The 24,479-nt window shown below is 66.5% G+C and carries 25 protein-coding genes; 19 read left to right on the top strand and 6 right to left on the bottom strand.

Annotation, left to right across the window (positions count from 1 at the left end; translation table 11 throughout):
• Positions 1 to 109: 109 nt before the first annotated feature.
• Positions 110 to 550 (top strand): VOC family protein, encoded by a 441-nt coding sequence (locus C0V75_RS19440; RefSeq protein WP_101922632.1) that lies wholly within the window; start codon positions 110 to 112, stop codon positions 548 to 550.
• Positions 551 to 610: 60 nt separating this feature from the next.
• Positions 611 to 1,339, top strand: coding sequence for a tRNA (guanosine(46)-N(7))-methyltransferase TrmB (locus tag C0V75_RS19435; RefSeq protein ID WP_254216537.1), 729 nt, complete (start codon positions 611 to 613; stop codon positions 1,337 to 1,339).
• A gap of 7 nt (positions 1,340 to 1,346) precedes the next feature.
• On the opposite strand, the gene C0V75_RS19430 is transcribed toward C0V75_RS19435, so the two are convergent.
• Positions 1,347 to 2,408: an MBL fold metallo-hydrolase gene (locus C0V75_RS19430; RefSeq protein ID WP_101922630.1), complete on the bottom strand. Its 1,062-nt coding sequence runs from the start codon at positions 2,406 to 2,408 to the stop codon at positions 1,347 to 1,349.
• Positions 2,409 to 2,545: 137 nt separating this feature from the next.
• On the opposite strand from C0V75_RS19430, the gene aroA reads away from it, so the two are divergent.
• The 3 genes from aroA (at position 2,546) to C0V75_RS19415 (ending at position 5,347) form a co-directional block, all read left to right on the top strand.
• Positions 2,546 to 3,892: a 3-phosphoshikimate 1-carboxyvinyltransferase gene (gene aroA, locus C0V75_RS19425; protein WP_101922629.1), complete on the top strand. Its 1,347-nt coding sequence runs from the start codon at positions 2,546 to 2,548 to the stop codon at positions 3,890 to 3,892.
• A gap of 88 nt (positions 3,893 to 3,980) precedes the next feature.
• The gene (locus C0V75_RS19420) at positions 3,981 to 4,574 is read left to right on the top strand and encodes a d(CMP) kinase (protein ID WP_101922628.1); all 594 of its coding nucleotides are present in this window, start codon (positions 3,981 to 3,983) and stop codon (positions 4,572 to 4,574) included.
• Entirely contained in the window at positions 4,571 to 5,347 is a 777-nt protein-coding gene (locus C0V75_RS19415; RefSeq protein WP_101922627.1) for an SDR family NAD(P)-dependent oxidoreductase, read from the top strand. Before C0V75_RS19420 ends, C0V75_RS19415 begins: the two co-directional genes overlap by 4 nt.
• Before the next feature lie 397 nt (positions 5,348 to 5,744).
• On the opposite strand, the gene C0V75_RS19410 is transcribed toward C0V75_RS19415, so the two are convergent.
• Positions 5,745 to 6,077: a helix-turn-helix transcriptional regulator gene (locus C0V75_RS19410; protein WP_254216536.1), complete on the bottom strand. Its 333-nt coding sequence runs from the start codon at positions 6,075 to 6,077 to the stop codon at positions 5,745 to 5,747.
• A 40-nt stretch (positions 6,078 to 6,117) separates the two neighbouring features.
• On the opposite strand from C0V75_RS19410, the gene C0V75_RS19405 reads away from it, so the two are divergent.
• Complete coding sequence (locus C0V75_RS19405) at positions 6,118 to 6,936, top strand: alpha/beta fold hydrolase (RefSeq protein WP_101922626.1); 819 nt, start codon at positions 6,118 to 6,120, stop codon at positions 6,934 to 6,936.
• Positions 6,937 to 6,969: 33 nt separating this feature from the next.
• Here C0V75_RS19405 and C0V75_RS19400 read toward each other — a convergent pair whose 3' ends face one another.
• Positions 6,970 to 7,320 (bottom strand): DUF6614 family protein, encoded by a 351-nt coding sequence (locus C0V75_RS19400; protein WP_101922625.1) that lies wholly within the window; start codon positions 7,318 to 7,320, stop codon positions 6,970 to 6,972.
• 329 nt (positions 7,321 to 7,649) lie between these two features.
• Between C0V75_RS19400 and C0V75_RS19395 the strand changes: the two genes are divergently transcribed.
• The 5 genes from C0V75_RS19395 to C0V75_RS19375 all read left to right on the top strand — a co-directional run bounded on the left by C0V75_RS19395 (position 7,650) and on the right by C0V75_RS19375 (position 11,554).
• Entirely contained in the window at positions 7,650 to 8,039 is a 390-nt protein-coding gene (locus C0V75_RS19395; protein ID WP_101922624.1) for a nuclear transport factor 2 family protein, read from the top strand.
• 247 nt (positions 8,040 to 8,286) lie between these two features.
• A complete protein-coding gene (gene rpsA / locus C0V75_RS19390; RefSeq protein ID WP_101922692.1) occupies positions 8,287 to 9,966 on the top strand; it encodes a 30S ribosomal protein S1 in 1,680 nt (559 codons plus the stop codon).
• A 231-nt stretch (positions 9,967 to 10,197) separates the two neighbouring features.
• Entirely contained in the window at positions 10,198 to 10,482 is a 285-nt protein-coding gene (gene ihfB, locus C0V75_RS19385) for an integration host factor subunit beta (RefSeq protein WP_101922623.1), read from the top strand.
• 68 nt (positions 10,483 to 10,550) lie between these two features.
• Entirely contained in the window at positions 10,551 to 10,910 is a 360-nt protein-coding gene (locus C0V75_RS19380) for a LapA family protein (protein WP_101922622.1), read from the top strand.
• Between the two features lie 5 nt (positions 10,911 to 10,915).
• Positions 10,916 to 11,554, top strand: coding sequence for a phosphoribosylanthranilate isomerase (locus C0V75_RS19375; RefSeq protein ID WP_101922621.1), 639 nt, complete (start codon positions 10,916 to 10,918; stop codon positions 11,552 to 11,554).
• Between the two features lie 138 nt (positions 11,555 to 11,692).
• Here C0V75_RS19375 and C0V75_RS19370 read toward each other — a convergent pair whose 3' ends face one another.
• Positions 11,693 to 12,472: a DUF4394 domain-containing protein gene (locus C0V75_RS19370; protein ID WP_101922620.1), complete on the bottom strand. Its 780-nt coding sequence runs from the start codon at positions 12,470 to 12,472 to the stop codon at positions 11,693 to 11,695.
• A gap of 352 nt (positions 12,473 to 12,824) precedes the next feature.
• Between C0V75_RS19370 and trpB the strand changes: the two genes are divergently transcribed.
• The 4 genes from trpB (at position 12,825) to C0V75_RS19350 (ending at position 15,959) form a co-directional block, all read left to right on the top strand.
• On the top strand, positions 12,825 to 14,057 hold the full coding sequence (gene trpB, locus C0V75_RS19365; RefSeq protein ID WP_101922691.1) for a tryptophan synthase subunit beta: 1,233 nt from the start codon (positions 12,825 to 12,827) through the stop codon (positions 14,055 to 14,057).
• A 320-nt stretch (positions 14,058 to 14,377) separates the two neighbouring features.
• On the top strand, positions 14,378 to 14,875 hold the full coding sequence (locus tag C0V75_RS19360) for a hypothetical protein (protein WP_101922619.1): 498 nt from the start codon (positions 14,378 to 14,380) through the stop codon (positions 14,873 to 14,875).
• Positions 14,876 to 14,984: 109 nt separating this feature from the next.
• Positions 14,985 to 15,419, top strand: a complete 435-nt coding sequence (locus tag C0V75_RS19355) for a PepSY domain-containing protein (RefSeq protein WP_101922618.1) — start codon at positions 14,985 to 14,987, stop codon at positions 15,417 to 15,419.
• 24 nt (positions 15,420 to 15,443) lie between these two features.
• Positions 15,444 to 15,959 (top strand): helix-turn-helix transcriptional regulator, encoded by a 516-nt coding sequence (locus tag C0V75_RS19350; RefSeq protein ID WP_254216535.1) that lies wholly within the window; start codon positions 15,444 to 15,446, stop codon positions 15,957 to 15,959.
• Positions 15,960 to 15,988: 29 nt separating this feature from the next.
• On the opposite strand, the gene C0V75_RS19345 is transcribed toward C0V75_RS19350, so the two are convergent.
• Complete coding sequence (locus C0V75_RS19345) at positions 15,989 to 16,381, bottom strand: DUF2237 family protein (protein WP_101922617.1); 393 nt, start codon at positions 16,379 to 16,381, stop codon at positions 15,989 to 15,991.
• Between the two features lie 139 nt (positions 16,382 to 16,520).
• Between C0V75_RS19345 and C0V75_RS19340 the strand changes: the two genes are divergently transcribed.
• From C0V75_RS19340 to C0V75_RS19325, 4 genes are all read left to right on the top strand, one after another.
• Positions 16,521 to 19,250: a DUF2339 domain-containing protein gene (locus C0V75_RS19340; RefSeq protein WP_143710459.1), complete on the top strand. Its 2,730-nt coding sequence runs from the start codon at positions 16,521 to 16,523 to the stop codon at positions 19,248 to 19,250.
• Between the two features lie 187 nt (positions 19,251 to 19,437).
• Positions 19,438 to 22,356, top strand: a complete 2,919-nt coding sequence (gene ileS / locus C0V75_RS19335; protein WP_101922615.1) for an isoleucine--tRNA ligase — start codon at positions 19,438 to 19,440, stop codon at positions 22,354 to 22,356.
• Position 22,357: 1 nt separating this feature from the next.
• On the top strand, positions 22,358 to 22,645 hold the full coding sequence (locus C0V75_RS19330; protein WP_101922614.1) for a DUF3253 domain-containing protein: 288 nt from the start codon (positions 22,358 to 22,360) through the stop codon (positions 22,643 to 22,645).
• Between the two features lie 181 nt (positions 22,646 to 22,826).
• A complete protein-coding gene (locus C0V75_RS19325) occupies positions 22,827 to 23,663 on the top strand; it encodes a DMT family transporter (RefSeq protein ID WP_101922613.1) in 837 nt (278 codons plus the stop codon).
• Between the two features lie 74 nt (positions 23,664 to 23,737).
• Here C0V75_RS19325 and C0V75_RS19320 read toward each other — a convergent pair whose 3' ends face one another.
• Positions 23,738 to 24,445 (bottom strand): phosphatidylcholine/phosphatidylserine synthase, encoded by a 708-nt coding sequence (locus C0V75_RS19320; protein ID WP_173861105.1) that lies wholly within the window; start codon positions 24,443 to 24,445, stop codon positions 23,738 to 23,740.
• Positions 24,446 to 24,479: the final 34 nt, after the last annotated feature.

Raw genomic sequence — 24,479 nt, 5'->3', positions numbered from 1 at the left:
CCCGTCTGGGGTAGGGCGGCGCGCCGGGGGAACCAACCCGGCGCGCCGTTTCCGTCTTGGGCCTGCGCCAGCCGTGCCAGGCAAGGGGGAACGCATTCGGGAGGGGAAGATGGGGATCGGCGCGCCGCCTGCAATCTGGGCCATGGGGATGGCCGAGATGATGGTCACGGATTATCCGGCCTCGCTGGCCTTCTGGACGGGGCCGATGGGCTTTGCCTTGGCCTTTGAGCGGCCCGCGCAGAAGCTTGCCTGTCTGGCCCATCCCGATGGGGCGCAGGTGATGATCTATCAGCGTGACGGGGATTGGGAGACCGGGCCGATGGAGCAGCCTTTCGGGCGCGGGCTGGTGGTGCAGGTCTATGTGACCGATGCCGCGGCGGCGGCGGAAGCCATGCGGGTGGCGGGGATCGCCTTCTATGTCGAGCCGCGCGAGAAATGGCGCGACTGGGGTGACCGGATGGGTGGTCAGCGCGAGTTCCTCGTGCAGGATCCCGACGGGTATCTGGTGATGGTGGCCGAGCGGATCGGCGAGCGGCCTCTGGAGGCCTGACGGCTTGACCCCGTGGCGGTGGGGGTCTAGGCGCTGCGCGACCTTGCGAGGAAGCCGATGATGACCACCGATCCCAAGGATACCGCCGCAGCCGCACTGACCGCGCGGCGCAACTTCTATGGGCGCGTGCATGGCAAGACGTTGCGGGCCAGCCAGAAGGCCTATCTGGCCGAGGATCTGGGCAAGGTCCGGCTGGCGGGGGTGACGGTGGAGGAGAACCCGTCGCGGGCGGCGCTGGATGTGGCGGGGCTGTTCGGCGGGCGGCCGCTCTGGCTGGAGGTGGGTTTCGGCGGGGGGGAGCATCTGGTCCACATGGCCGCGCGATACCCTGAAGTGGGGATCATCGGCTGCGAGCCCTTCGTGAACGGCGTGGCGATGCTGCTGGGCAAGATACGCGCGGCGGGGGTGGAGAATTTGCGCATCCATCCCGGCGATGTGCGCGATCTGTTCGATGTGCTGCCGGGTGCTTCGGTCGTGAAGTGTTTCCTGAACTATCCCGATCCCTGGCCGAAGGCGCGGCACCATCGGCGGCGGTTCGTGACGCCCGGCTATCTGGGCGCGCTGGCGCGGGTGATGGCCCCGGGGGCGGAGTTTCGAGTGGCGACGGATATTCCCGATTACGTGCGCCAGACACTGGAAGAGGTGCCTGCGGCGGGGTTCGACCTTGTGGCGCAGGCCGGGGCGGGGGGCGCGTGGGAGGACTGGATTTCCACGCGATACGAGCAGAAGGCGCTGCGTGAGGGGCGGGCGCCGCATTACCTGACCTTCCGGCGGCGGGGTGAAGGTTAACGAAACGTTAAGCCGGGATCGCCCACCATTCGCCGGGGCCCAGTGCGCGGAAGCGGTCAGGCCCTATCCCCTTGGCGGCAAGCGCGGCCGCGAGGGCGGCGGGGGGCGCATCGCGGCCTTCATTCGTGAGCTGGAAGGTGCCCCAATGGTGGCCCACCGCATGGGATGCGCCGGAGAGGAGGAAGCCTTCCACCGCCTCGGCCGGGTCCTGATGCTGATCGCGCATGAACCAGCGGGGTTCATAGGCCCCCACGGGCAGGATGGCCGCGCGGATCTTCCCATGCTTTTGCGGCAGGTCGCGATAGGGGCGGCCCTGATCAAAGCCGGTGTCGCCGACATGGAAGATGCGGCCTGCGGGCGTGTCGATCAGGAAGGCCGACCAGAGCGCCATGGAGCGGTCGCGCGTGCCGCGTGCCGACCAGTGGTGGCAGGGTTCGAAATGCACGGTGGCCGGGCCGACGGGAACGGTGTGGCCCCAATTGCCGGTCGCGACTCGCATGTCGGGAACGGTATCCTTGACGATCGTGTCATTGCCGAGGGGCGTGATGACCAGCGGGTCATGCGCCTGTTTGAGGCGGGCCAGGGTTTCAAGATCGAGATGGTCGTAATGGTTGTGGGTCAGAAGCACCGCGTCGATGCGCGGCAGGGCCTCGAACCTTATGCCGGGGGCGGTGGCGCGGCGGGGGCCTGCGAAGGAGAAGGGGCTGGCGCGATCCGACCAGACCGGATCGGTGAGGAGGTTCAGCCCCGCCACCTGTATGAGCAGGGTCGCGTGGCCGACCATCGTCACGATCAGGTCGTCCACGCGGGGCGCGGGGATGGATTGCCGGATGCCGATGCTTTCAGGCCATTTTGCCCGGCCCCCGCCCGCCTGCCATTTCAGCAGATCGGCAAAGCCCTTGGGTGGGCTGCCGCCGGGATTGAAGAAGCGGGTGCCGTCGAAATTCGGCCCCGGAGGACCCTGATAATAGCGGTTGCGGGTGGGGGACAGGGCAAAGGCTCCGGTTGCGGCGGCGGCCGCGCCTGTGGCGAGGAGGGCGGTCCGGGTGAGGAAGCGGCGACGGTTCATCTTTCGGATATGCGATCTGTTTCGCGGTCTTCAACCCTTGCGTGATCTTGCGGCTTTGCCTCTGGCGTCTTGCGCGGGGCATGGACCGGCCCTCTTGCTTGCGCTATCAGGCGGGCCGGAATGACAGGGAGATCACGATGTCCGGCCACGGCGAAGCGCAACCGATGACCGCCCGCAAATCCGGGCCTCTTTCCGGGACGGCGGAGGTGCCGGGGGACAAGTCGATCAGCCATCGCGCATTGATCTTTGGGGCCATGGCGGTGGGCGAGACCAAGGTGACAGGCCTTCTGGAAGGGCAGGATGTGCTGGACACGGCCAAGGCGATGCGTGCCTTCGGGGCCGAGGTGACGCGCCATGCCCCCGGCGAGTGGACGGTGAACGGCGTGGGCGTGGGCGGGTTCCGGGAGCCTGCGGATGTGATCGACTGCGGCAATTCCGGGACGGGTGTGCGGCTGATCATGGGGACGATGGCGACCTCGGCCATCACTGCGACCTTCACGGGGGATGCGAGTTTGCGCAAGCGGCCGATGGGGCGGGTGACCGATCCCCTGTCGCTCTTTGGCGCGCGGGCCTTTGGGCGGCAGGGCGGGCGGCTGCCGATGACGGTGGTGGGGGCGGCGGACCCGGTGCCGGTGCGCTATGCCCTGCCGGTGGCGAGCGCGCAGGTGAAATCGGCGGTGCTGCTGGCGGGGCTGAATGCGCCGGGGCAGACGGTGGTGATCGAGAAGGAACCCACGCGCGACCATTCCGAGCGGATGCTGCTGGGGTTCGGCGCGGAACTGGTGGTGGAGAAGACGGCCGAGGGCAATGTCATCACCCTGACCGGGCGGCCGGAATTGCGGCCCCAGACCGTGGCCGTGCCGCGTGACCCGTCTTCGGCGGCCTTCCCGACCTGCGCGGCGCTGATCGTGGAAGGGTCTGACATCCTGGTTCCGGGCGTGAGCCAGAACCTGACGCGGAACGGGCTTTATCTGACGCTGGTCGAGATGGGGGCCGAGATCGAATTCCAGAACCCGCGCGAGGAGGGGGGGGAGCCTGTGGCCGACCTGCGGGTGAAGTTTTCCCCGAACCTCAAGGGCATAGAGGTGCCGGAAGAGCGCGCACCGTCGATGATCGACGAATATCCGATCCTGTCGGTGGTGGCGGCCTTTGCCGAAGGGACGACGGTGATGCGCGGCGTGAAGGAGTTGCGGGTCAAGGAAAGCGACCGGATCGACGCCATGGCGCGGGGGCTGGAGGCCTGTGGGGTGCGGGTCGAAGAGGATGAGGATACGCTGATCGTCCATGGCCTTGGCGCGGGCGGAGTGCCCGGTGGGGCGGTGGCAAAGACGCATCTGGACCACCGGATCGCGATGAGTTTCCTTGTCTGCGGGATGGCGGCGAAGAAGGCAGTGTCGGTGGATGACGCCTCGCCCATCCTGACGTCTTTCCCGATCTTTGAAGGGTTGATGACCGGTCTGGGTGCCGATCTGGCGCGCGGGTGATCGGCCGGGGACGGGGGGCTGTCTGCCCCCCACGGCCCTGCGGGCCTCCCCCCGAGAGTATTTTGGCCAAGATGAAGGGGCTTGGGCGGTGATCTTCACGGTGGCGATCGACGGGCCTGCGGCGGCGGGGAAGGGGACGATCGGGCGGGCCCTGGCGGCGCGGTTCGGGTTTGCGCATCTGGATACCGGATTGCTCTATCGGGCGGTCGGGGCCAAGGGGGGGGACCCTGTGGCGGCGGCGGTCGGGCTGGTGCCGGGCGATCTGGAACGGGGGGACCTGCGGTCGCTGGAGGCGGGGCAGGCGGCATCAAGGGTGGCGGTCATTCCCGAGGTGCGGGCGGCGCTGGTGGAGTTCCAGCGGCGCTTTGCGCGAGCCGAGGGGGGCGCGGTGCTGGATGGACGGGACATCGGGACGGTGATCTGTCCGGAGGCGGAGGTGAAGCTCTATGTGACCGCCTCGCCGGAGGTGCGCGCCCATAGGCGGTGGCTGGAAGTGGGCGGGGATCAAGCGCTTGTGCTGGCCGAGGTGCGGGAGCGGGATGCGCGCGACATGGGGCGGGCGGATGCGCCGCTGAGGGCGGCGGCGGATGCGGTGGTTTTGGATACCAGCGAGATGACGGTGGAGGCGGCGGTGGCGCGGGCCATCGCGGTGGTGGAACGGGCCTTGGAGGGGCGGGGATGACAGGGATGCGGTTGCCGGAACTGAAGGGGAAGGCCGTGCTGATCACCGGGGCCTCCACGGGCATCGGGGCGGCGCTGGCGCGGGCATTCGCCGCGCAGGGCGCGCGGGTGGGGCTGCATTACAACGCATCGGAAGAGGCTGCGAAAGCCGTGGCTTACGAGATCGGCGCGGCGGGGGGCGAGGCGGTTCTGATCCGGGCCGACATATCCACCGGGGCGGGGGCCAGGTCGGCGGTGGAGCAGGCGGTGGCGGCTTTCGGGCGGCTGGATGGGTTGGTGAACAATGCGGGCGGGATGGTGCGGCGGGTGCCCTATGCCGATGTTTCCGAACGGGATTATGACGAGATCATGGACCTGAACGCGCGGTCGGTGGTGGTGGCGTCACAGGCCGCTGTCGCGCCATTGAAGGCGGCGGGGGGCGGGTTCATCATCAGCACCACCTCGGTCGCCGCGCGGAATGGCGCGTCGGGCGGGGCGGGGCTTTACGGATCGTCCAAGGCCTTTGTTCACAACGTGACGCGGGGGATGGCCAAGGAGTTGATTCCCTTCGGAATTCGCGTGAATGCCGTGGCGCCGGGGGTGATCACCACGCCGTTTCACGAGCGTTATTCGACCGAGGCGCAGTTGCAGGCGCAGCTTGCCACGATCCCGGCCGGGCGGCTGGGCACAGCGGAGGATTGCGTGGGGGCCTATCTGTTTCTGGCCTGCGCTTCGCTGTCTGGCTACGTCGTGGGGCAGGTGATCGAGGTGAATGGCGGGCAATTGATGCCCTGACGGGCGGGCGTTAAGCTTTGTCCGCGCTGGGGAATTTGGCGGGAACTGCCGTTCGCGACTGTGCCGCATGTTGTGCCGCATTCTGTGCAGACAAGTGTACATACAAATTCGGGCAGGGTGGTGGTGGGATTGCTGGTTAAGGGTGCGGGGGTGCACAGAGGGGCGACCCCGCCCCGGATGTGATGATGGATCCCCGGGCCAGGCCATCGGGATCAGGGAGCGCGGGACCTTGCGGCCGGAGCGGTTGGTTTCGGTCAGGGGCGCGTGGTTGTGGCGGGGAGACCCCCGGCCTATGGATGCCTTGGGTTTTGGCGGGGAGACCCCCGCCCTACGGGTGCGGTGGGGGGCGTGGGCCGGAGTCGGACCGTGTTTTCGGGGGGGCGGCGCGGGGACGGGTTTACCGGACTGGCGCAGCGGCCGAGATTTCGCGTCCCAACCAGGTGAGATATTCGCCGATCGCCGCTTCGTCGCGTTTGCAATAGGACCATTTCAGGTGCCTTCGCACCGAGATGAAGCCTGCCTGCCGGAGAATGTCGATATGTCGGCTGGCGGTCGGCTGGGCAATCTTCAGCGCCTCGGCGATGAGGGTCATGCAGACGCCGAAGGCGACAGGATCGGCGGACCATTGGTGGCCGAAATGGTCTTCCGGCGCGGCGAGGAGGCGAAGGATCAGCAGGCGCTGTTCGCTGGCCATCGCCCGGATTTGCGTTGATCTGTCCATGCCTTCCATCATATCGTCATTTAGCTAAATGACAATATGAGTCGCCGTGATGCTAGACCTGCCGAATTCCACGATCATCGAGGGCAATGCCGTGCGCTGGGGCAGGATCGGGCAGGGGCCGCCGCTGGTGGCGATCCATGGCACCCCGTTTTCATCGCAGGTCTGGCGGCGGATCGTGCCGGAATTCGCCGACCGCCGGACGGTCTATTACTTTGATCTGGTCGGCTATGGCCTGTCCGAGATGCGCGAGGGTCAGGACGTGTCGCTGGCCGTGCAGAACAGGGTTCTGGCCGCCCTCTTTGCGGAATGGGGTCTGGAACGGCCCGATGTTCTGGCGCATGACTTCGGTGGCGCGACGGCCCTGCGCGGCTGGTATCTGAACCGGCTCCGCTATGGCTCGTTGACGATCGTTGACGCGGTTGCGCTTGCCCCCTGGGGATCGCCCTTCGTGCAGCATGTGCGCCGCCATGAGGCGGCCTTCAGCGGGATGCCGGACTATATGCACCGGGCGCTGTTGCGGGCCTATTTGCAGACCGCAGCGTACAAGCCCCTGTCGGCGGAGGCCTTGGACATCTACAGCGCGCCATGGCTGGGGCAGGCGGGGCAGGCTGCCTTTTACCGGCAGATTGCGCAGATGGACCAGCGGTTCACCGATGAGGTCGAAGGGCTGTATGACAGGCTGGATTGCCCGGTGACCGTTCTTTGGGGGCGGGAGGATGGGTGGATTCCCATTGAGACGGGAGAAAGGCTGGCGGCCCTGATCTCTGACCGTCCTGTCGTGCCGGTGGCCGATGCCGGGCATCTGGTGCAGGAGGACCGGCCGGAGGTGCTGGTGGCGGCCGTTCTGAAGACCCTGTGGGGGCGGTGATCCGGCCTTTGCGGCGGGCCTGGGAAGGGGGCGTCAGATCAGCGCGATGCGTTCGCGTTGCGAAGGGTCGGGATAGGGGCGGTAGAGGCCGATTTCGACGGTTTCGATCATGGCATGCATTTTCTCGTAAAGCTCCACCGCATCGGCATCGGCATCGGCAAGGGCGGTGAAGGCGGTGTCGAGGGCGGCCATGCCTTCGATTTCGATTTCAAGGACGAAATCGGTATGGCGCCCGGAGGCGAGGCCGAATTTGCGGCGTAGCAGGCGCCAGTCGGAGACCAGTTCCAGCTTGGTCAGATGATTGAGCCAGAGGCCCACGGCATGGGCGAAGGAGAGGGCGCGGGCCTCGGGGCGCAGTTCGATCAGGCAGTGGTACAGGTTCACGGCATCTCTCCGTCTGGAAGGCGATCCGGCGGGGCCGGACCCTTTCGCGTCATGGCGGTTCAGGTCTTGTCAGACCCTAAAGACGGTTGGAAACGCCATCGCGTTAGGGTCGGGAGGGGGTGGTGGAGGATGGTGGAGGGGGGAGGAAGGGTTTTGACAGTGCCCCGGTCTTGGGCTAGCCAGTATCGATGATCATGTTGCAACACGCATCGTCGTACTACCGCCGTTCCTGACGGCGGCCTCGTGATGCTCATGGATCAGAGTAGCCGCCCCCGGTAGGGCGGCTTTTCCTTCGAAGGCGTCCGGGTCGGCCAAGAAAGGAAAAGCAAATGACTGCTCGAGACCTCTGCCACCGCTATCTTCATGCCCTCAATACGGGGGATCTGGAGGGTGTCTACGCACTCTTCACGCCAGATGCGTCCATCGTGTCGCCGCTTTACGGAACGCGCCCCGCGCGCGCGTTCTATGCCGAACTTTTTGCCGATACGAACCGGTCCGAAACAACTCTCATAAACATTTTCGATAGTTCTGCCTCTGGTGAGGCGGTTGCCTTGCATTTCCGGTATCGTTGGACGCTGTCCACAGGCAAGGTCGTGGCCTTTGAATGCGTGGACGTGTTTGATTTGGCACCGGATGGTCAAGCCTTCACCTCCATGACCATCATCTACGACACGGCGCCCTTACGCGCCGATTTCGAGGCCGCGCGTCGCGGCGGGTGAGCGGACGGGCGGCAGGAATGGTGCCGCCCCTGTGACGTGGACCGGGGGCGGGTATGGCCGTTCCCGGCCTGCGATGGCGCTTCGCGCTTGTTTTCCAAAGCCTGAGAGACTATAGGCCCCCAATCCTGACGGCAGAGTCGCGGTGCTTCCGGTTTTCCGGGCGTGCGCGGTTTTTCCAGAGGGGCCAGCGAAAGACCTGCGGAGACAACCGCATGGCCGGAAAACCATGACAAAGGACGAACTGCATATGTGCGCGAAAAACGCTATGGAAGAATTCGAAGCCCTTCTGAAGGAGAGCTTCGAGATTGACACCCCCGAAGAGGGAACGGTTGTCAAAGGCAAGGTCATCGCCATCGAGGCGGGCCAGGCCATCGTCGATGTGGGCTACAAGATGGAAGGCCGCATCGACCTGAAGGAATTTGCCAACCCCGGCGAACAGCCCAATATCAATGTGGGCGATGAGGTCGAGGTCTATCTGGACCGCGTGGAGAATGCCCGCGGTGAGGCTGTCATCAGCCGCGAGAAGGCCCGCCGCGAGGAAGCCTGGGATCGTCTGGAAAAGGCCTATGCCGCCGAGACCCGCGTCGAAGGCGCGATCTTCGGCCGCGTGAAGGGCGGCTTTACCGTCGATCTGGGCGGTGCCGTGGCCTTCCTGCCCGGTTCGCAGGTCGATGTGCGCCCCGTGCGCGATGCCGGCCCCCTGATGGGCATGAAGCAGCCCTTCCAGATCCTGAAGATGGACCGTCGCCGCGGCAATATCGTCGTGTCGCGCCGCGCCATCCTGGAAGAGAGCCGTGCGGAACAGCGCGCCGAGGTCATCTCGAACCTTACCGAAGGTCAGGTCGTGGATGGCGTGGTCAAGAACATCACCGAATACGGTGCCTTCGTTGACCTGGGCGGCGTCGATGGCCTGCTCCATGTCACCGACATGGCCTGGCGCCGTGTGAACCACCCGTCGGAGATCCTGTCGATCGGCGAGACGGTGAAGGTTCAGGTCATCAAGATCAACAAGGACACGCATCGCATCAGCCTTGGCATGAAGCAGCTTCAGGCCGATCCGTGGGATGCGGTCGAGCGCGCCTATCCGCTGGGTTCGGTCCACAAGGGCCGCGTGACCAACATCACCGATTACGGCGCCTTCGTGGAGCTGGAAGCCGGTGTCGAAGGTCTGGTCCATGTTTCGGAAATGAGCTGGACCAAGAAGAACGTGCATCCCGGCAAGATCGTCTCCACCTCGCAGGAAGTGGATGTGATGGTGCTGGAGATCGACAGCGCCAAGCGCCGCGTGTCGCTGGGCCTGAAGCAGACGATGCGCAATCCGTGGGAAGTCTTTGCGGAAAGCCACCCGGTGGGATCGACCATCGAAGGCGAAGTCAAGAACATCACCGAATTCGGTCTGTTCGTCGGCCTCGACAACGATATCGACGGCATGGTGCACCTGTCCGACCTGTCCTGGGATCAGCGCGGCGAGGATGCCATCCAGAACTACCGCAAGGGCGACACGGTCAAGGCCGCGGTCACCGAGGTGGATGTGGAGAAGGAGCGCATCTCGCTGTCGATCAAGGCGCTGGGCGATGATTCCTTCACCGATGCGGTGGATGGCGTGAAGCGCGGTTCCGTGATCACCGTCGCCGTGACGGCGATCGAGGAAGGCGGGATCGAGGTGGAATACAACGGCGCCAAGTCGTTCATCCGCCGGTCGGACCTGTCGCGCGACCGTGCCGACCAGCGGCCCGAGCGGTTCCAGGTGGGCGACCATGTGGATGTGCGCGTGACCAATATCGACCCGAAGACCCGCCGTCTGGGCCTGTCGATCAAGGCGCGCGAGATCGCGGAAGAGAAGGAAGCCGTGGAACAGTACGGTTCGTCCGATTCGGGCGCGTCGCTGGGGGATATCCTTGGCGCGGCTCTGAAGGGCGGCAACTGATCCGATCCTTCGGATGAGGCTTTGGGAAGGCCCCGCTTCGGCGGGGCCTTCCTGCTTTGTGCAACCCTGACGCGCATCGGCGGGTTGCGGCTGTGCCGCAGGGCGGGGCGGATTGCCGGGGAAGGCTTTCGTTTTCGTTGTGCGACGGGTTTTTTTGCCTATAGTCCAAGGCAAACAACGACGTGGCGACCAGGCGGCACCAGGCTGGCGGCGACCACAGGGGGGACATGGATGATCCGATCGGAACTGATCCAGAAGATCGCGGACGAGAATCCGCACCTGACGCAGCGGCATGTCGAGCGCATCGTGAACACCGTCTTTGACGAGATCATCGAGGCGCTGGCCAAGGGCGACCGGGTGGAGTTGCGTGGGTTCGGAGCGTTTTCCGTGAAGTCGCGCGAGGCACGGGTGGGCCGCAATCCGCGGACCGGCGAGTCGGTCAAGGTGGATGACAAGAAGGTTCCCTTCTTCAAGACCGGCAAGTTGCTGCGGGATCGGTTGAACGGCAAGTCCTGAGCGCGGCCATGGCTTGCGCCGGGGCGCGCGGGGCGCGATAGTCGGGGCCTGCCCGAAGGGAGAGGCCGATGCTGCGTTACCTGCGCTATGCCCTGATCGCCGTTCTGATGGTGCTGTTGCTGACGGTGGGGATTGCCAACCGGACCGTCGTGCCGGTGCGTTTCCTGCCCGAGGACATGGCGGCGCTGTTCGGGGTGACCTGGCAGATGGAGATGCCGCTGTTCCTGGTGATGCTGGGCGGCGTGGTGGTGGGCGTGGTGATCGGCTTCACCTGGGAATGGCTGCGCGAGCACAAGCACCGCAAGGTGGCCAGCGAGAAGAAGCGCGAGGTGGCGCGGCTGGAGCGGGAACTGGCGGTGATGAAGGATTCCGCCAGCGTGCCGGGCGATGACGTGCTGGCGCTGATCGAGAAGCGCAAGGCGGGCTGATTTCCATGGGACAGGTGCGGGTGAAGATCTGCGGTCTGCGGACCGCGGCGGATGTCGATGCCGTGGCGGCGGCAGGGGCGGCCTATGCCGGGTTCAACTTCTTTCCGAAATCACCGCGATTCGTGACGGTGGAGGAGGCGCGGGCGCTGGCTCTGGGCGCGCCCGAGGGGCTGTGCAAGGTGGCGCTGGTGGTGGATGCCGAGGATGCGGCGCTGGATGCCATCACGGCGGCGGTGCCTCTGGACATGCTGCAACTGCATGGCCACGAGACGCCTGCGCGGGTGGCCGAGGTGAAGGCGCGCTATGGCCTGCCGGTGATGAAGGTGATCGGCGTGGCGGGCGAGGCGGATCTCGCGGCGCTGACCGAGTTTTCGCTGGTGGCGGATCAGATCCTGATCGACGCGAAGCCGCCGAAGGACGCGGTGCTGCCGGGCGGCAATGGGCTGACCTTCGACTGGCGGCTGCTGGTGGGGCGGAAATGGCTGAAGCCCTGGATGCTGGCCGGGGGGCTGACGGCGGGGAATGTGGCCGAGGCGATCCGGCTGACGGGCGCGCGGCAGGTGGATGTGGCCTCTGGCGTGGAAAGCGCGCCGGGGGTGAAGGATGCCGCCCGCATCGCGGATTTCGTGCGGGCGGCGGGGTGAAGGCCCCAGGTCGGCTGGTGCCGCTGGGGCCTTTTGCCATCCGTTTTGAAGGCCCCAGGTCGGCTTGCGCCGCTGGGGCCTTTTCTTTCCCGTTTTGAAGGCCCCAGGTCGGCTGACGCCGCTGGGGCCTTCGGGCGCTTACATGGCGGGGAGGACCGTCATGTCGCGGATCGGTTGATCCGTGCCGGTCAGGGGCATCGTGCCCGAGACGGCGCCGGTGGCGAGGTCGAGCCGGTGCAACCCGCCCAGCGCCGCGACCCAGGCGGTGTTTGTGCCGTCGGCCGTGGTGGCGATGTCCAGCGCGACGGGGCCGTCCAGCGTGACGCCAAGGGAGCCGATGGTGGCGAGGAGGCCTTCATTCGGCTTGGTCTGCTGAAGCAGCGCATTCAGCCCGGCGTCGATGTCATACATCGCGGTCTTTTCCGGCTTGCCGAAGCTGTTGGAATAGGCGACGGCCACGACCATCGGGGTTGCGGCGGCATTGGCATCGGCGGCGTCGAAGTTCAGGGCGAGGTCGGTGGTGACGTCGCCCGTGGCCATGTCGATCCGGTAATTCGCGGTGCCGGAGATGACGCGCAGCTTGTCGGCGGCGGGGTTCACGTCAACGATGACCGGCACGCCTTCGGCCAGCGTCAGGGGCGCGGCGAGTTTCGCGATCTCGGCCGTCGCGCCGGTGGCGGGGTCGATCTCGACGATGGCGAAGCTGTCGGTCAGGCCGATGACCTTGCCCGTGCCAGGACGCCAGTCGATGCCATGAAGCGCGGTGACGCCCTGCGCCTCCAGGCTGCCGGTGACGGCGGCGGTGGCGGTGTCGATCATCACGAGAGTCCGGTCGCCGGTGAGGCCGAGCGCGGTGTCGGCCTGGGCCGCGCCGGCAGTGGCGGCGGCGAGGAGGAGGGTGGTCGTCAGGGTTTTCATGGCATCGCTCCTGTCCATGGGTTGCAACGGGCGCAGCTACGAAGGCGCAGGGGGCAGGGTTTCAGGGGGCGTGTTCACGAAAGCGTCAGGCGAGCCGCCCTGCCGTGCCCCCGGGGGCCTTGCCCCCGGACCCCCAGGATATTTGAAGACAGAAAGTGGACAGGGGTGCCGCCTGGCAGGCAGACGGGGCCGTTAAGGTTAACGCGCCCGGGTTCAGGGTCTGTTCACTTTCTGTCTTCAAATATCCTCGGGGGGTGAGGCGCGGCACGCGCCGAGGGGGGCAGACGGCCCCCCTTTCCCCGGCAGGCCAAGGGCGCTACATCGGGACGGAAGAACAAGGGGAGTGGCGGAGATGGCCGAGGACGGGATCAACAGTTTCATGACCGGGCCGGATGAGGCCGGGCGGTTCGGCATTTTCGGCGGGCGGTTCGTGTCGGAAACGCTGATGCCGCTGATCCTGGAACTGGAGGAGCGCTATGACTTCGCCAAGACCGACCCGAGCTTCTGGGCCGAGATGGACGACCTGTGGAAGCATTATGTGGGGCGTCCCTCGCCCTTGTATTTCGCGGAGCGGATGACCACGCATCTGGGCGGTGCCAAGGTCTATATGAAGCGCGACGAGCTGAACCATACGGGCGCGCACAAGATCAACAATGTGCTGGGGCAGATCATCCTGGCCCGGCGCATGGGCAAGACGCGGATCATCGCCGAGACGGGGGCGGGGCAGCATGGGGTGGCGACGGCCACGGTCTGTGCCAAGTTCGGGTTGAAATGCGTGGTCTATATGGGCGCGCATGATGTGGAGCGGCAGGCGCCCAACGTGTTCCGCATGAAGCTTCTGGGGGCGGAGGTGATCCCTGTGACTTCGGGCCGGGGCACGCTGAAGGATGCGATGAATGACGCGCTGCGCGACTGGGTGACCAATGTGCGCGACACCTTCTATTGCATCGGCACGGTGGCGGGGCCGCATCCCTATCCGGCGATGGTGCGCGACTTCCAGTCGATCATCGGGAAGGAAGTGCGCTGGCAACTGGCCGAACAGGAAGGCGAGGGGCGGCTGCCCGATACCGTGATCGCGGCCATCGGAGGCGGGTCCAATGCGATGGGGCTGTTCTATCCCTTCCTGGACGATCCGTCGGTGAAGATCATCGGCGTCGAGGCGGGCGGCAAGGGCGTGGATGACCGGATGCAGCATTGCGCATCGCTGACGGGGGGGCGGCCCGGCGTGCTGCACGGGAACCGGACCTATCTGTTGCAGGATCCGGACGGGCAGATCCTTGAGGGGTTCTCGATCAGCGCGGGGCTGGATTATCCGGGGATCGGGCCGGAACATGCCTGGCTGCATGACACGGGCCGCGCGAGCTATGTGAGCATCACGGATGCCGAGGCGCTGGAGGCGTTCCAGTTGTGCTGCAAGCTGGAGGGGATCATCCCGGCGCTGGAGCCGAGCCATGCGCTGGCCCATGTGATGAAGATCGCGCCGACCCTGCCCAAGGACCATATCATCGTGATGAACATGTGCGGGCGGGGCGACAAGGACATCTTCACGGTGGCCAAGCATCTGGGCGTGGACATGAAGGTCTGACGCCGCAGGGCGGAGTTTCGCGAGGTCTGGACACAAACCCCGGCGCGGCGCGTCGGGGTTTGTGGCTTTTCTGGGGCAAGATGCTGTGGCCACCGGCCATGATTCAGCAACATTTACCCCCGAGAGGGCGAATAATCCGTAAACTTGCGTTTAGTGGCGGCTGACGATGAGGAAAATGCAGCCGTAAACCTTGGTTAAATTCACTCCTTCCCGGGATGGGTGCATTCGGTGAGCGTCGGGGGTTGCGCCCCGTCGTGATTGATTGAGCCGTGCAGGACTGGGGGAGATGGTCCCGGGCGGCTCCTAACAAGGACCGAGAGATGGAAACGAAATCGAGACTTCTGACATTGACTGCTGCCGCACTTCTTGCCGGAACGACCAGCCTCGCGCAGGCACAGCAGGCCCCTGTCGTGGTGAGCCCTGCGCCCACGACGCCGACCGCCCCGACCTATGACTTCGGCTTTCTGACCGACCTTTTCGGCGGCACGACGAAGCCCAGCAGGGATGCCGTGGAGGCCGCTCTGGATGCCCAGAACCTGACCCTGACGCGCTATTCCTATGCCGGTGACGGCGAGGTGCGCATCCGGGCCGTGACGGAGGACGGGCAGCGCATCCGCGTGCGGATCGAGGATGGCGAGTTGCGCTATCGCATCCGCCCGGCCTCGGATTCCTCGGATACCTCTGATTCGAACGGAGACACCTCGGACAGCAATGGCAGCTCGACCGGCAGCTCGGATGCCAATGGCGCGACCTCGGGCGGTGGCAATGGCGGCGGGTCCGGCAAGGGTGGCGGAAACGGTGGCGGCAGCAAGGACTGATCGTTGCCAGAATGAGAACAACGAAAGGCGTCCCGGGCTTGCCGGGGCGCGTTTTGTGTAAGATAACTTTAAGACCGCCCAAGGCGGTTTTGCCCTAGAGGGGGTGAAGATGATGGGACGGAAGAAGTTTGTGGGGGCTCTTGTGGTCGGCGCGATGGGCGCCGTGCCCGCGATGGCCGATGTCTTTTCCGAGAATATCGTCCAGCAACTGGAACAGCAGGGATTCAAGAGCATCTCGACCGAGCGGACCTGGCTCGGCCGGACGCGGATCGTCGCGGAAGGCGATGACGGGCAGCGCGAGATCATCGTGAACCCGAATACCGGCGAAATCCTGCGCGATTTGCTGCTGACATCGAATGCAGGTGGCGACGGGAACGGCGGTCTGGTTAACTCTCGCGCAGCGGGCGATGACCGGGACGATGGGGATAACGGTGGCGACAGCGGCAAGAGCGGTGGCGACAACAAGGACGACGGCGGTGGCAAGAGCAGCGACCGGTCCGGCCCGAGTGACCCCGGCGATGGCAATGGCGGACCGTCTGAGTGAGCCCCTGAAAGGGCCGAGGCTTTCGTGACGAGCAGGTGGGTCATTCTGGCGGTTCTGCTCGTTCAGTTTCTCTGCACGATCTTTTTCGTTTCGGATATTCTTTCGTCGATGTTCGGCATCTACACGCAGCCCTTGCCGTGGGAGGTGCGCGAACTCATGGAGATCGGATCGGCGCTGGGTCTGGTGCTGGGTCTGGTCGTCGGGTCGCTGATGCTTCGGCGCACGATCAAAGAACGCAATGCGGCACAGGAGAAGCTGCGCCGGGCCTCGGGCGCCTTCATGGACCTGCTGGAAGAGCGGTTCAAGGAATGGGCGCTGACGCCGGCGGAGCGGGATGTGGCGCTGTTCGCCATCAAGGGCATGACGACGTCGGAGATCGCCACGCTGCGGGCGACGTCGGAGGGCACGGTGAAGGCCCAGACCAATGCCATCTATCGCAAGGCGGGGGTGAGCGGGCGGCCGCAGCTTCTGTCGCTGTTCATCGACGATCTGATGCGGGATGATGTGACGGACCAGCTTCGCCCGAAATCGGCGGCCTGACGGGCCGCGCTGACGGCCGGTCTGCCGCGTCAGTCGGCGGGGCCGTCGGCGGGCAGGTCCACGGCGTAGAGTTTCAGGATCGAGAGCGGCACGATGTCGAGCGTGCGGATATGGGTGGCGGCAAGGCGCAGCTTGGGGGCTGCGCCTTCTTCATGCGCCTGATGGAAGCGGGCGGCGCAGAGGCACCATTGATCACCCGGCTTGAGGCCGGGAAAGGCGTATTCCGGGCGCGGGGTGGAGAGGTCGTTGCCGAGATATTTCGACAGCGCGAGGAATTCATCGGTCATCAGGGCGCAGACGGTGTGGCGGCCGGTATCCATCGGGCCGGTGTCGCAGCAGCCGTTGCGGAAGAAGCCGGTGAGCGGTGCGCGGGAGCAGTCTTCCAGCGGCTGGCCGAGGACGTTGAGCGAGGCTTCCTTCATCGGGCTCCCTTTCCTGATGGCGGGAAGGTATCGCATGGGGGGCGGCTGTCCAGAGGGTGCGGCGGTCGGTTAACCTGACTTTCCGTCACGGAAGAGTGCGGTAAGGTGGTGGGCGGAAGAACCGCGAGGGAGTGGGTGCGTGGACCTGGTGATCTTGGCTGTGCTGGCGGTGCTGGCGATTCCGGTGGGGGTGATTGTCCTCTTCGTGCAGGTGAGCGGGTTGCGGCAGCGGCTGGAGCGGGCCGAGGCGCAATTGAAGGCGGCGCTGGCGCGGCTGGATAGCCTGGAACTGCGGCGGGGTGAGCCGGAGGCGGGGGCGGCGCTGGTGCCGACGGTTGCGCCGCCGCCCATGCCTTTGGCGCCGGTGAGTGAGCCGGTGGCCGTGCCGGAGGTGCTGGGGCCGGATGCCCCCGAGGCGGAAGTGACGGGGCCGTGGATGGCCCCGACCCCGCCCATGACGGAGGAGGGGGTGCGGGTTCCGCCTGCGCCGCTGCCGCCCCCGGTGCCGCGTGCGCCTGATCTGATGGAGCGGTTCGGGGCCTGGTTGCGCGAGAACTGGGTCTATGCGGTGTCGGGCGTGTCGCTGGCCCTGGCCGGGGTGTTTCTGGTGCAATACGGGGCGGAGCGGGGGCTGTTGCCGCCGGGGCTGCGGGTGCTGGCGGCGCTGGCCTTCGGCGCGGCGCTGGTGGCGGCGGGGGAATGGCTGCGGCGGCGTTATGGTGACGCGGAGGGGGTGGCGACGGCCTATCTGCCATCGCTTCTGTCCGGTGCGGGGATCGTGTCGGGCTTTGCCGCCATCGTGGCGGCGCGGCAGATGTATGGGTTGATCGGGCCGGAGGTGACCTTTGCAGGGCTTCTGATCGTGGCGGGCGCGGCGGTGGTGCTGGGCTGGCTGCACGGGCCTTTGCTGGTGGCGCTGGGCCTGGTGGGGGCGGTGGGTGCGCCCTTCCTTGTGGGCGGGGCGTCGGAGTCGGTCGATTGGCTGTATGGCTATTTCGCGCTGGTGGCGGCGGCGGGGCTGGCGGTGGATGCCTTCCGCCGCTGGGCCTGGGTTTCGGTGCTGGCGGTGGTCTTGCCGATGCTGGCCGGGATCGTGCTGAATCTTGGCGGGGGCAGCGAGGCGGGGCTGATGCTGATGGCCTTCGTCATGGTCGGGCTGGCGGTGGCGGTTCCGGCGCGGGCGCTGTTCCCGGATCACGCGGGGCCGGGGGTGATTGCGGCGATGGCCGTGGTGAAGGGGGGCGCGCGGCCTGCCTTTCCGGTGATGCTGGCCAGTGGGGTGGTGCTGGCGGCGGTGGTGCTGATGGTGCTGGCCTCGGGCTGGGAGATGCCGCTGTTGCCCTTCGTGCTGCTGGCGGGGCTGGCGGCGGGGCTGGCCTTGTGGACGGGGCGTGCGCCGGGGGTGCAGGATCTGGCGCTGATCCCGGTGGCGGGGTTCCTGCTGCGGATCGCGATGGAGGCGCAGAGTTTCGGCGCGCTGCATGAGGCGTTTTCGGTCTTTCCGGGGCCGGAAGAGGCGCCGCATCGCGGGGTGACCTGGCTGGTGCTGCTGGCGGCGGGGATGAGCGGGGCGCTGGCCTGGCGGGGGTTGCGGGGGGCCGCGCTGCCCCTGGTGACGAGCGCGGCGGCGGCGCTGGCGGCGCCTTTGGCGGTGCTGGCCCTGGAACTGACCTGGCCGGTCAGCGCGGTGATGGGGCCTTACCCCTGGGCGCTGCATGTGATCGTGCTGGCGGGCCTGATGGTGGCTTTTGCCATGGCCCATGCGCGGGCGGATGGCGGGGAATTGCGGCGCTTCGCGCATTTCGCGCTGTCGGCGCTGGCGCTGATCGGGTTGGCGCTGTTTCTGGTGCTGTCTGCGGCGGCGCTTTCGCTGGCGCTGGCGGTGCTGGTGGTGGTGGCGGCTGCGCTCGACCGGCGGTTGGGCCTGCCCGAGATGGGCTGGGCGGTGCAGGCGGGGGTTCTGGTCCTTGGCTGGCGGATGGCGGTCGATCCCGGGGTGATCTGGGGCTTTGAGGCGGGGCTGGTGCCGGTGCTGCTGGCCTATCTGGGGCCGGCGGCGGGGTTTGCGGCGGTGCTGTGGGTGATGCGTGGGGCCGAGAGGGCGGGGGCGGTGGCCTTTGCCGAAAGCGGGCTGGCGCTGGCTTTGGTGCTGCTGGCGGATGTGCTGCTGGTGCGGTGGCTGTCGGGCGGGAGCCTCTGGCAGTTGCAGGAGGCGCATTGGACGGCGGCGGCGCTGGCGCTGCCCTGGCTGGCGATGGCGCTGGTGCAGTTGTGGCGCGTGGGTCTGGGCGGGCGGATGGCGCGGCTGCGCTATGGGCTGGCGGCGCTGGCCGGGCTGATTGGGGGCTTGGGCCTCTTGGTGGCGGTGGGGCCGTTGAACCCGTTGCTGATGGGGCGCGTGGTCGGGCCGCTTCTGTTTGACTCGCTGATGCTGGCCTATCTGCTGCCGGGGGGGATGCTGGCGGTGGCGGGCTGGAAGATGGCGCATCTGCCCTTGCGGTTGCGGCAGGGGATGGCGCTGGCGGGGGTGGCCCTTGGGGCGCTGTGGCTGGTGCTGGAGATCCGGCGGTTCTGGCGGGGTGCGGATCTGAGCGTGCCGGGGACGAGCCAGGCGGAGCTGTATTCCTATACCGTCGCGCTGCTGGTGATCGGGGTGGCGCTGCTGTGGCAATCCATCGCGCGGCGGTCGGGGATGCTGCGCCGGATCGCGATGGGGGTGATTGGCGTCACCGTGGCGAAGGTGTTCCTTGTCGATGCGGCGGGGCTGTCGGGGCTGATGCGGGTGTTTTCCTTCCTGGCGCTGGGCCTGTCGCTGGCGGGGCTGGCCTGGCTGAACCGCTGGGCGGGGATGCGGGCGCGGGAGGAATGAGGGCAACTGCGCAGGCTGGACCATGGCGGGCGGGGCGACTATAACGCCCGCCATGAGATGCCTTTTTGCGATAGGCGGGCGAATTACCGGCCCGGCGCGCTGATCCAGCCGCCGGGACTGCCTGCTGTTGCCGTTGCGGTGCCTGTTGCGCCGCCTCTCCCAAGCCCATCCCAGAGGACCGCCGCTGATGTGCGCCGATACCACCGCCACGCCCGATTACCGTTCGACCGTCTTCCTGCCCGAGACCGAGTTTCCCATGCGCGCGGGCCTGCCGCAGCGGGAGCCCGAATGGCTGGCGCGGTGGGAGCGGATCGGGGTCTATGACCGCTTGCGGGAAAAGACGGGGCGGCAGCCCTTCACCCTGCATGACGGCCCGCCTTATGCGAACGGGCATCTGCATATCGGGCATGCGCTGAACAAGGTGCTGAAGGATTTCATCGTCCGGTCGCAGCAGATGCTGGGGAAGGATGCGCGTTACGTGCCGGGTTGGGACTGCCATGGTCTGCCCATCGAATGGAAGATCGAGGAGCAGTATCGGGCGAAGGGTCTGAACAAGGATGACGTGGATGTGGTGGCCTTCCGGCAGGAGTGCCGGAAATTCGCCGAGGGCTGGATCGACGTGCAGCGCGAGGAGTTCAAGCGGCTGGGCGTGACGGGGAACTGGGCCGATCCTTACCTCACGATGGATTACCACGCCGAGGCCGTGATCGCGGATGAGTTCATGACCTTCCTGATGAACGGAACGCTCTATCAGGGGTCGAAGCCCGTGATGTGGTCGCCGGTGGAGAAGACCGCGCTGGCCGAGGCGGAGGTGGAGTATCACGACCATACCAGCCATCAGGTCTGGGTGAAGTTCCGGGTGCACACGGCCGGGGATGCGATCTTTACCAGGACGCCGACCGATGTGGTGATCTGGACGACGACGCCTTGGACCATCCCGCAGAACCGGGCGATCTGTTTCGGGCCGGAGATTTCCTATGGCCTGTACGAGATCATCGGGCGGCCTGAGGAAAGCAATGCCACCATCGGGCATCGGGTCCTGCTGGCCGACAAGCTGGCCGAGGCGGCCTTTGCGCAGGCGAAGCTGGGCGGGGCGGACTATGTGCGGCGGCTGTGTGATGTGTCGGCGGCGGATCTGGGGACGCTGGTCTGCGCGCATCCCTTCCGGGGGATCGAGGGCGGCAATGGGGAGTGGGACTATGACGTGCCCCTGCTGCCGGGCGAGCATGTGACGGATGATGCGGGGACGGGGTTCGTCCATACCGCGCCGAGCCATGGGGATGACGACTATCAGATCGGGCTGAAATTCGGTCTGGCGATGACCTATAATGTGGAGCCGGACGGGTCGTATCGGGCCAATCTGCCGCTGTTCGGTGGGCAGCACATCATCCTTCCCGATGGGAAGGAAGGGCCTGCCAATGTGTCGATCATCAAGGCGCTGGCGGGGACGGGGACCCTGTTCGCCAAAGCGAAGCTGCGGCATTCCTATCCGCATAGCTGGCGGTCGAAGGCCCCTGTGATCTATCGCAACACGCCGCAGTGGTTCGTGTCCATCGACCGCAAGCTGGAGGATGGGATGGGGACCTATGGCGACACGATCCGGGAGCGGGCGCTGACCTCCATCGACAAGCTGGTGGACTGGACGCCTGCGACGGGGCGCAATCGCCTCCATTCCATGATCGAGGCGCGGCCGGATTGGGTGCTGAGCCGCCAGCGCGCATGGGGCGTACCGCTGACCTGTTTCGTGAAGAAGGGGGCGCAGCCCACGGATGCAGATTTCCTGCTGAAGAACGCGGAGGTGAATGCGCGGATCAAGGCGGCCTTCGAGGCCGAGGGCGCGGATGTCTGGTATGTGCCGGGCTTCAAGGAGCGGGTTCTTGCGGGGATCGTCGATCCGGCGGCCTATGATCAGGTCTTTGACGTGCTGGATGTGTGGTTCGATAGCGGGTCCACCCATGCCTTTGTGTTGCGCGACCGCAAGGATGGGACCGAGGACGGGATTGCGGACCTTTATCTGGAAGGGACGGACCAGCATCGCGGGTGGTTCCATTCGTCGATGTTGCAGGCCTGCGGGACGAAGGGGCGCGCGCCCTATCGGGGCGTGCTGACGCATGGCTTTACGCTCGACGAGAAGGGCATGAAGATGTCCAAGTCGCTGGGCAATACGGTCGCGCCGCAGGAGGTGATCGGGGAGTATGGGGCCGATATCCTGCGGCTTTGGGTGGCGCAGTCGGATTACACGGTCGATCTGCGGATCGGGAAGGAAATCCTGAAAGGGGTGGCCGACAGCTATCGGCGGCTGCGCAACACGATGCGCTTCCTGCTGGGCAACCTTGCCGGGTTCGACGAGGCCGAGCGGGTGGCGGTGGCCGAGATGCCGGAGCTGGAACGCTGGGTGCTGCATCGGCTGGCGGAGCTGGATGCCGAGGTGCGCGAGGGCTATGCGAAATACGACTTCCAGGGGGTGTTCCAGAAGCTGTTCGCCTTCTGCACCACGGACCTGTCGTCGATCTATTTCGATATCCGGAAGGATGCGCTGTATTGCGATGCGCCGTCGTCGCTGCGGCGGCGGGCGGCGCGGACGGTGCTGGACCTGATCTTCCACCGGTTGACCACGTGGCTGGCGCCCATTCTGGTGTTCACGATGGAGGATGTCTGGCTGTCGCGCTTCCCCGGCGAGGGGGAGTCGGTCCATCTGCGGGATATCCCGGAGACGCCGGGCGCTTGGCTTGATCCGGCGCTGGCGGCGAAATGGGACCGCATCCGGGCGGTGCGCCGGGTGGTGACCGGCGCGCTGGAGGTGCAGCGGGTGGCGAAGGTGATCGGCGCTTCGCTGGAGGCGGCGCCCATCGTGCATGTGGATGCGGCGACGGCGGCGCTGCTGGAAGGGATCGACTTTGCGGATGTCTGCATCACCTCGGGCATTTCCGTGGTGACGGAGGCGGCGCCGGAGGGGGCCTTCACGCTGGCGGATGTGGTGGGCGTAGCGGTGGTGTTCCGGCTGGCCGAAGGGGCGAAATGCGAGCGCTGCTGGCAGGTGCTGCCGGATGTGGGGACGCATAAGCATCCGGGAACCTGCGCGCGCTGTGACGGGGCGCTTTCGTAGGATGGGCACTATTGCCCATCCTACGGATGAGGCGATTGCGACCCTGATGCTGGACCTCGCCTTGCGGCGGGGTCGGGGCAAGACCTTTTGCCCGTCGGAAGTGGCGCGGGGGCTGGCCGCCGACTGGCGGCCCTTGATGCCGCGCGTGCGGGCGGTGGCGGCGGTTCATCCCGATATCGAGGCGGTGCAGAAAGGCGTGCCGGTCGATCCGCAGGCGGCGCGGGGGCCGATCCGGCTGCGGCTGCGCGAGAGGGGCCGGATGGCCGATCCTGCGGGTCGCGTCCTCTGATGCGTGGCGCAAGGTGAGGCGTTGCAGGTGAGTATTTGGGCCAAGGTGAAGGGGCAGGGGGCGGTCTGCCCTTTCACGCCGGGAGAGGGTGGGGTTTGAGCCCGCAGCCTTGCCTTTTCGGCCTTGCCCCGGCGCGCGGCGGGGTCTAGCCCTTCTGTAACGGTTCCATGACGGGTGCATCTTGACCCTTGGCGTCTTTCTGGCGGTGCTGGCCGCCGCCTTCCTGCATGCGCTGTGGAATGCGCTGATCAAGCTTGGCACGTCGAAGGCGGGGGGGATGCTGATCCTTTCCATCGCGGAAGTGCCGATCGGCCTGTCGGTCGCGCTGTTCCGGCCCTTTCCCGAGGCGGAGGTCTGGTGGTGGCTGATCGCCTCGGGCTGCACGCATTTCTGCTATAAGTCCTTCCTCGTCTTTGCCTATGAGCGGGGGGACCTGTCCCGCGTCTATCCCATCGCGCGGGGGGCGGCGCCGATGGTGGTGGCGGTGGTGGGGGCCTTCACCCTGCCCGATGCGATTTCCTTGCAGGAGTATCTGGGCGTGGTGGTGCTGGGGTTCGGCATCCTGCTGATGGCGCGGGGGGTGTTCACGCGGGGCGAGGACCGGCGGCTTCTGCCCTTTGCGCTGGGGTCGGCCTGTGCGACGGCGACCTACACGCTGATCGATGGGCTGGGGGCGCGGGTGTCGGGGGATGCGGTGGCCTATGTGGCCTGGGTCTTTGTGGTGGACGGGGTGATCTTCACCACGGGGATGCTGCTGTGGAAGGGGCTGGACGTGATCCCCCGGCAGCGCAAGGCCTGGGGCGTGGCGACGGTGGCCTCGGCCGCGTCCTATGGGGCCTATGCGGTGTCGGTCTGGGCGATGACGGTGGCGCCTCTGGCGGTGGTGGCGGCGCTGCGCGAGACGTCGATCCTGTTTGCCGTGCTGATCGGCTGGCTGGCTTTTGGCGAGAAGATGGGCGTGGAGAAGGCGGTGGCGGCGCTGGTGATCGTGGCGGGTGTGGTGCTGACGCGGTTGTAGGGGGGGCGGTGCGTGCGGAGCACGCACCCTACGGCGGGGTAGGGTGCGTGCTTGTCACGCACCGTGGGCAGAGGTCACGCCACGCGGTCGATGGAGCGATCCGGGATGATCTGCTGCGCGATGCCGGCGAAGGTGAGGTAGAGCGAGGTGATGACCAGCCCCCAATGCGCCCAGCTTTGCGGGTAGAAATCCACCCAGGCGGCCCAGCCCGCGAAGAAGACCCAACCCAGCGCCATGGGGAGCGTGACGTAGCGCCAGCGGGCCGTGCGGACGGGGTGGACGAATTTCAGGTTGGTGAACATGCCCACGGTCAGCGCAACCACGATGATGAGGCTGATCCACCAGGCGGGGTGGAGGGCGAAGAGGACGAGCACGACCATATTCCAGCAGGCGGGGAAACCTGCGAAGGACTTGTCCTTGGTCTTCATCCGGGTGTCGGCGAAATAGACGACGGAGCCATAGACGATGGCGATGATGGCCAGCCAGCCCGTCCAGCCCGGCAGGAGGCCGGATTTGAAGAGGGCATAGGCCGGGATGAAGACATAGGTCAGGTAGTCCACGATCAGGTCCATCAGGACGCCGTCATAGGTGGGCCAGTTCTTCGTCACGTCGTAGCGGCGGGCGAGGGGGCCGTCGATGCCATCCACCAGCAGGGCTACGACAAGCCAGAGGAACATCAGGCTCCATTGTTCCTGCACGGCGGCGAGCATGGCGAACATCGAAAGAACCGCGCCAGTCGCGGTGAGGAGGTGAACGCCGAGGGCCTTGTAACGCATATCCATCCTGTCGGTTTGCACTGAAACTGCCCCCGGTTGC

The organism is Tabrizicola sp. TH137, from assembly GCF_002855575.1.
Lineage (GTDB): Bacteria > Pseudomonadota > Alphaproteobacteria > Rhodobacterales > Rhodobacteraceae > Paragemmobacter.
The sequence above is the reverse complement of the archived record's forward strand: the minus strand, read 5'-3'. Positions and strand labels throughout refer to the sequence as shown.

Excerpts from the sequence above, each read along its gene's own strand:
- C0V75_RS19440 (WP_101922632.1), top strand. The coding sequence starts at position 110 with ATGGGGATCGGCGCGCCGCCTGCAATCTGGGCCATGGGGATGGCCGAG.
- C0V75_RS19435 (WP_254216537.1), top strand. The coding sequence starts at position 611 with ATGACCACCGATCCCAAGGATACCGCCGCAGCCGCACTGACCGCGCGG.
- C0V75_RS19430 (WP_101922630.1), bottom strand. The coding sequence starts at position 2,408 with ATGAACCGTCGCCGCTTCCTCACCCGGACCGCCCTCCTCGCCACAGGC.
- aroA (WP_101922629.1), top strand. The coding sequence starts at position 2,546 with ATGTCCGGCCACGGCGAAGCGCAACCGATGACCGCCCGCAAATCCGGG.
- C0V75_RS19415 (WP_101922627.1), top strand. The coding sequence starts at position 4,571 with ATGACAGGGATGCGGTTGCCGGAACTGAAGGGGAAGGCCGTGCTGATC.
- C0V75_RS19410 (WP_254216536.1), bottom strand. The coding sequence starts at position 6,077 with ATGGAAGGCATGGACAGATCAACGCAAATCCGGGCGATGGCCAGCGAA.
- C0V75_RS19405 (WP_101922626.1), top strand. The coding sequence starts at position 6,118 with ATGCTAGACCTGCCGAATTCCACGATCATCGAGGGCAATGCCGTGCGC.
- C0V75_RS19395 (WP_101922624.1), top strand. The coding sequence starts at position 7,650 with ATGACTGCTCGAGACCTCTGCCACCGCTATCTTCATGCCCTCAATACG.
- rpsA (WP_101922692.1), top strand. The coding sequence starts at position 8,287 with ATGTGCGCGAAAAACGCTATGGAAGAATTCGAAGCCCTTCTGAAGGAG.
- ihfB (WP_101922623.1), top strand. The coding sequence starts at position 10,198 with ATGATCCGATCGGAACTGATCCAGAAGATCGCGGACGAGAATCCGCAC.
- C0V75_RS19380 (WP_101922622.1), top strand. The coding sequence starts at position 10,551 with ATGCTGCGTTACCTGCGCTATGCCCTGATCGCCGTTCTGATGGTGCTG.
- C0V75_RS19375 (WP_101922621.1), top strand. The coding sequence starts at position 10,916 with ATGGGACAGGTGCGGGTGAAGATCTGCGGTCTGCGGACCGCGGCGGAT.
- C0V75_RS19370 (WP_101922620.1), bottom strand. The coding sequence starts at position 12,472 with ATGAAAACCCTGACGACCACCCTCCTCCTCGCCGCCGCCACTGCCGGC.
- trpB (WP_101922691.1), top strand. The coding sequence starts at position 12,825 with ATGGCCGAGGACGGGATCAACAGTTTCATGACCGGGCCGGATGAGGCC.
- C0V75_RS19360 (WP_101922619.1), top strand. The coding sequence starts at position 14,378 with ATGGAAACGAAATCGAGACTTCTGACATTGACTGCTGCCGCACTTCTT.
- C0V75_RS19355 (WP_101922618.1), top strand. The coding sequence starts at position 14,985 with ATGATGGGACGGAAGAAGTTTGTGGGGGCTCTTGTGGTCGGCGCGATG.
- C0V75_RS19345 (WP_101922617.1), bottom strand. The coding sequence starts at position 16,381 with ATGAAGGAAGCCTCGCTCAACGTCCTCGGCCAGCCGCTGGAAGACTGC.
- ileS (WP_101922615.1), top strand. The coding sequence starts at position 19,438 with ATGTGCGCCGATACCACCGCCACGCCCGATTACCGTTCGACCGTCTTC.
- C0V75_RS19330 (WP_101922614.1), top strand. The coding sequence starts at position 22,358 with ATGGGCACTATTGCCCATCCTACGGATGAGGCGATTGCGACCCTGATG.
- C0V75_RS19320 (WP_173861105.1), bottom strand. The coding sequence starts at position 24,445 with ATGGATATGCGTTACAAGGCCCTCGGCGTTCACCTCCTCACCGCGACT.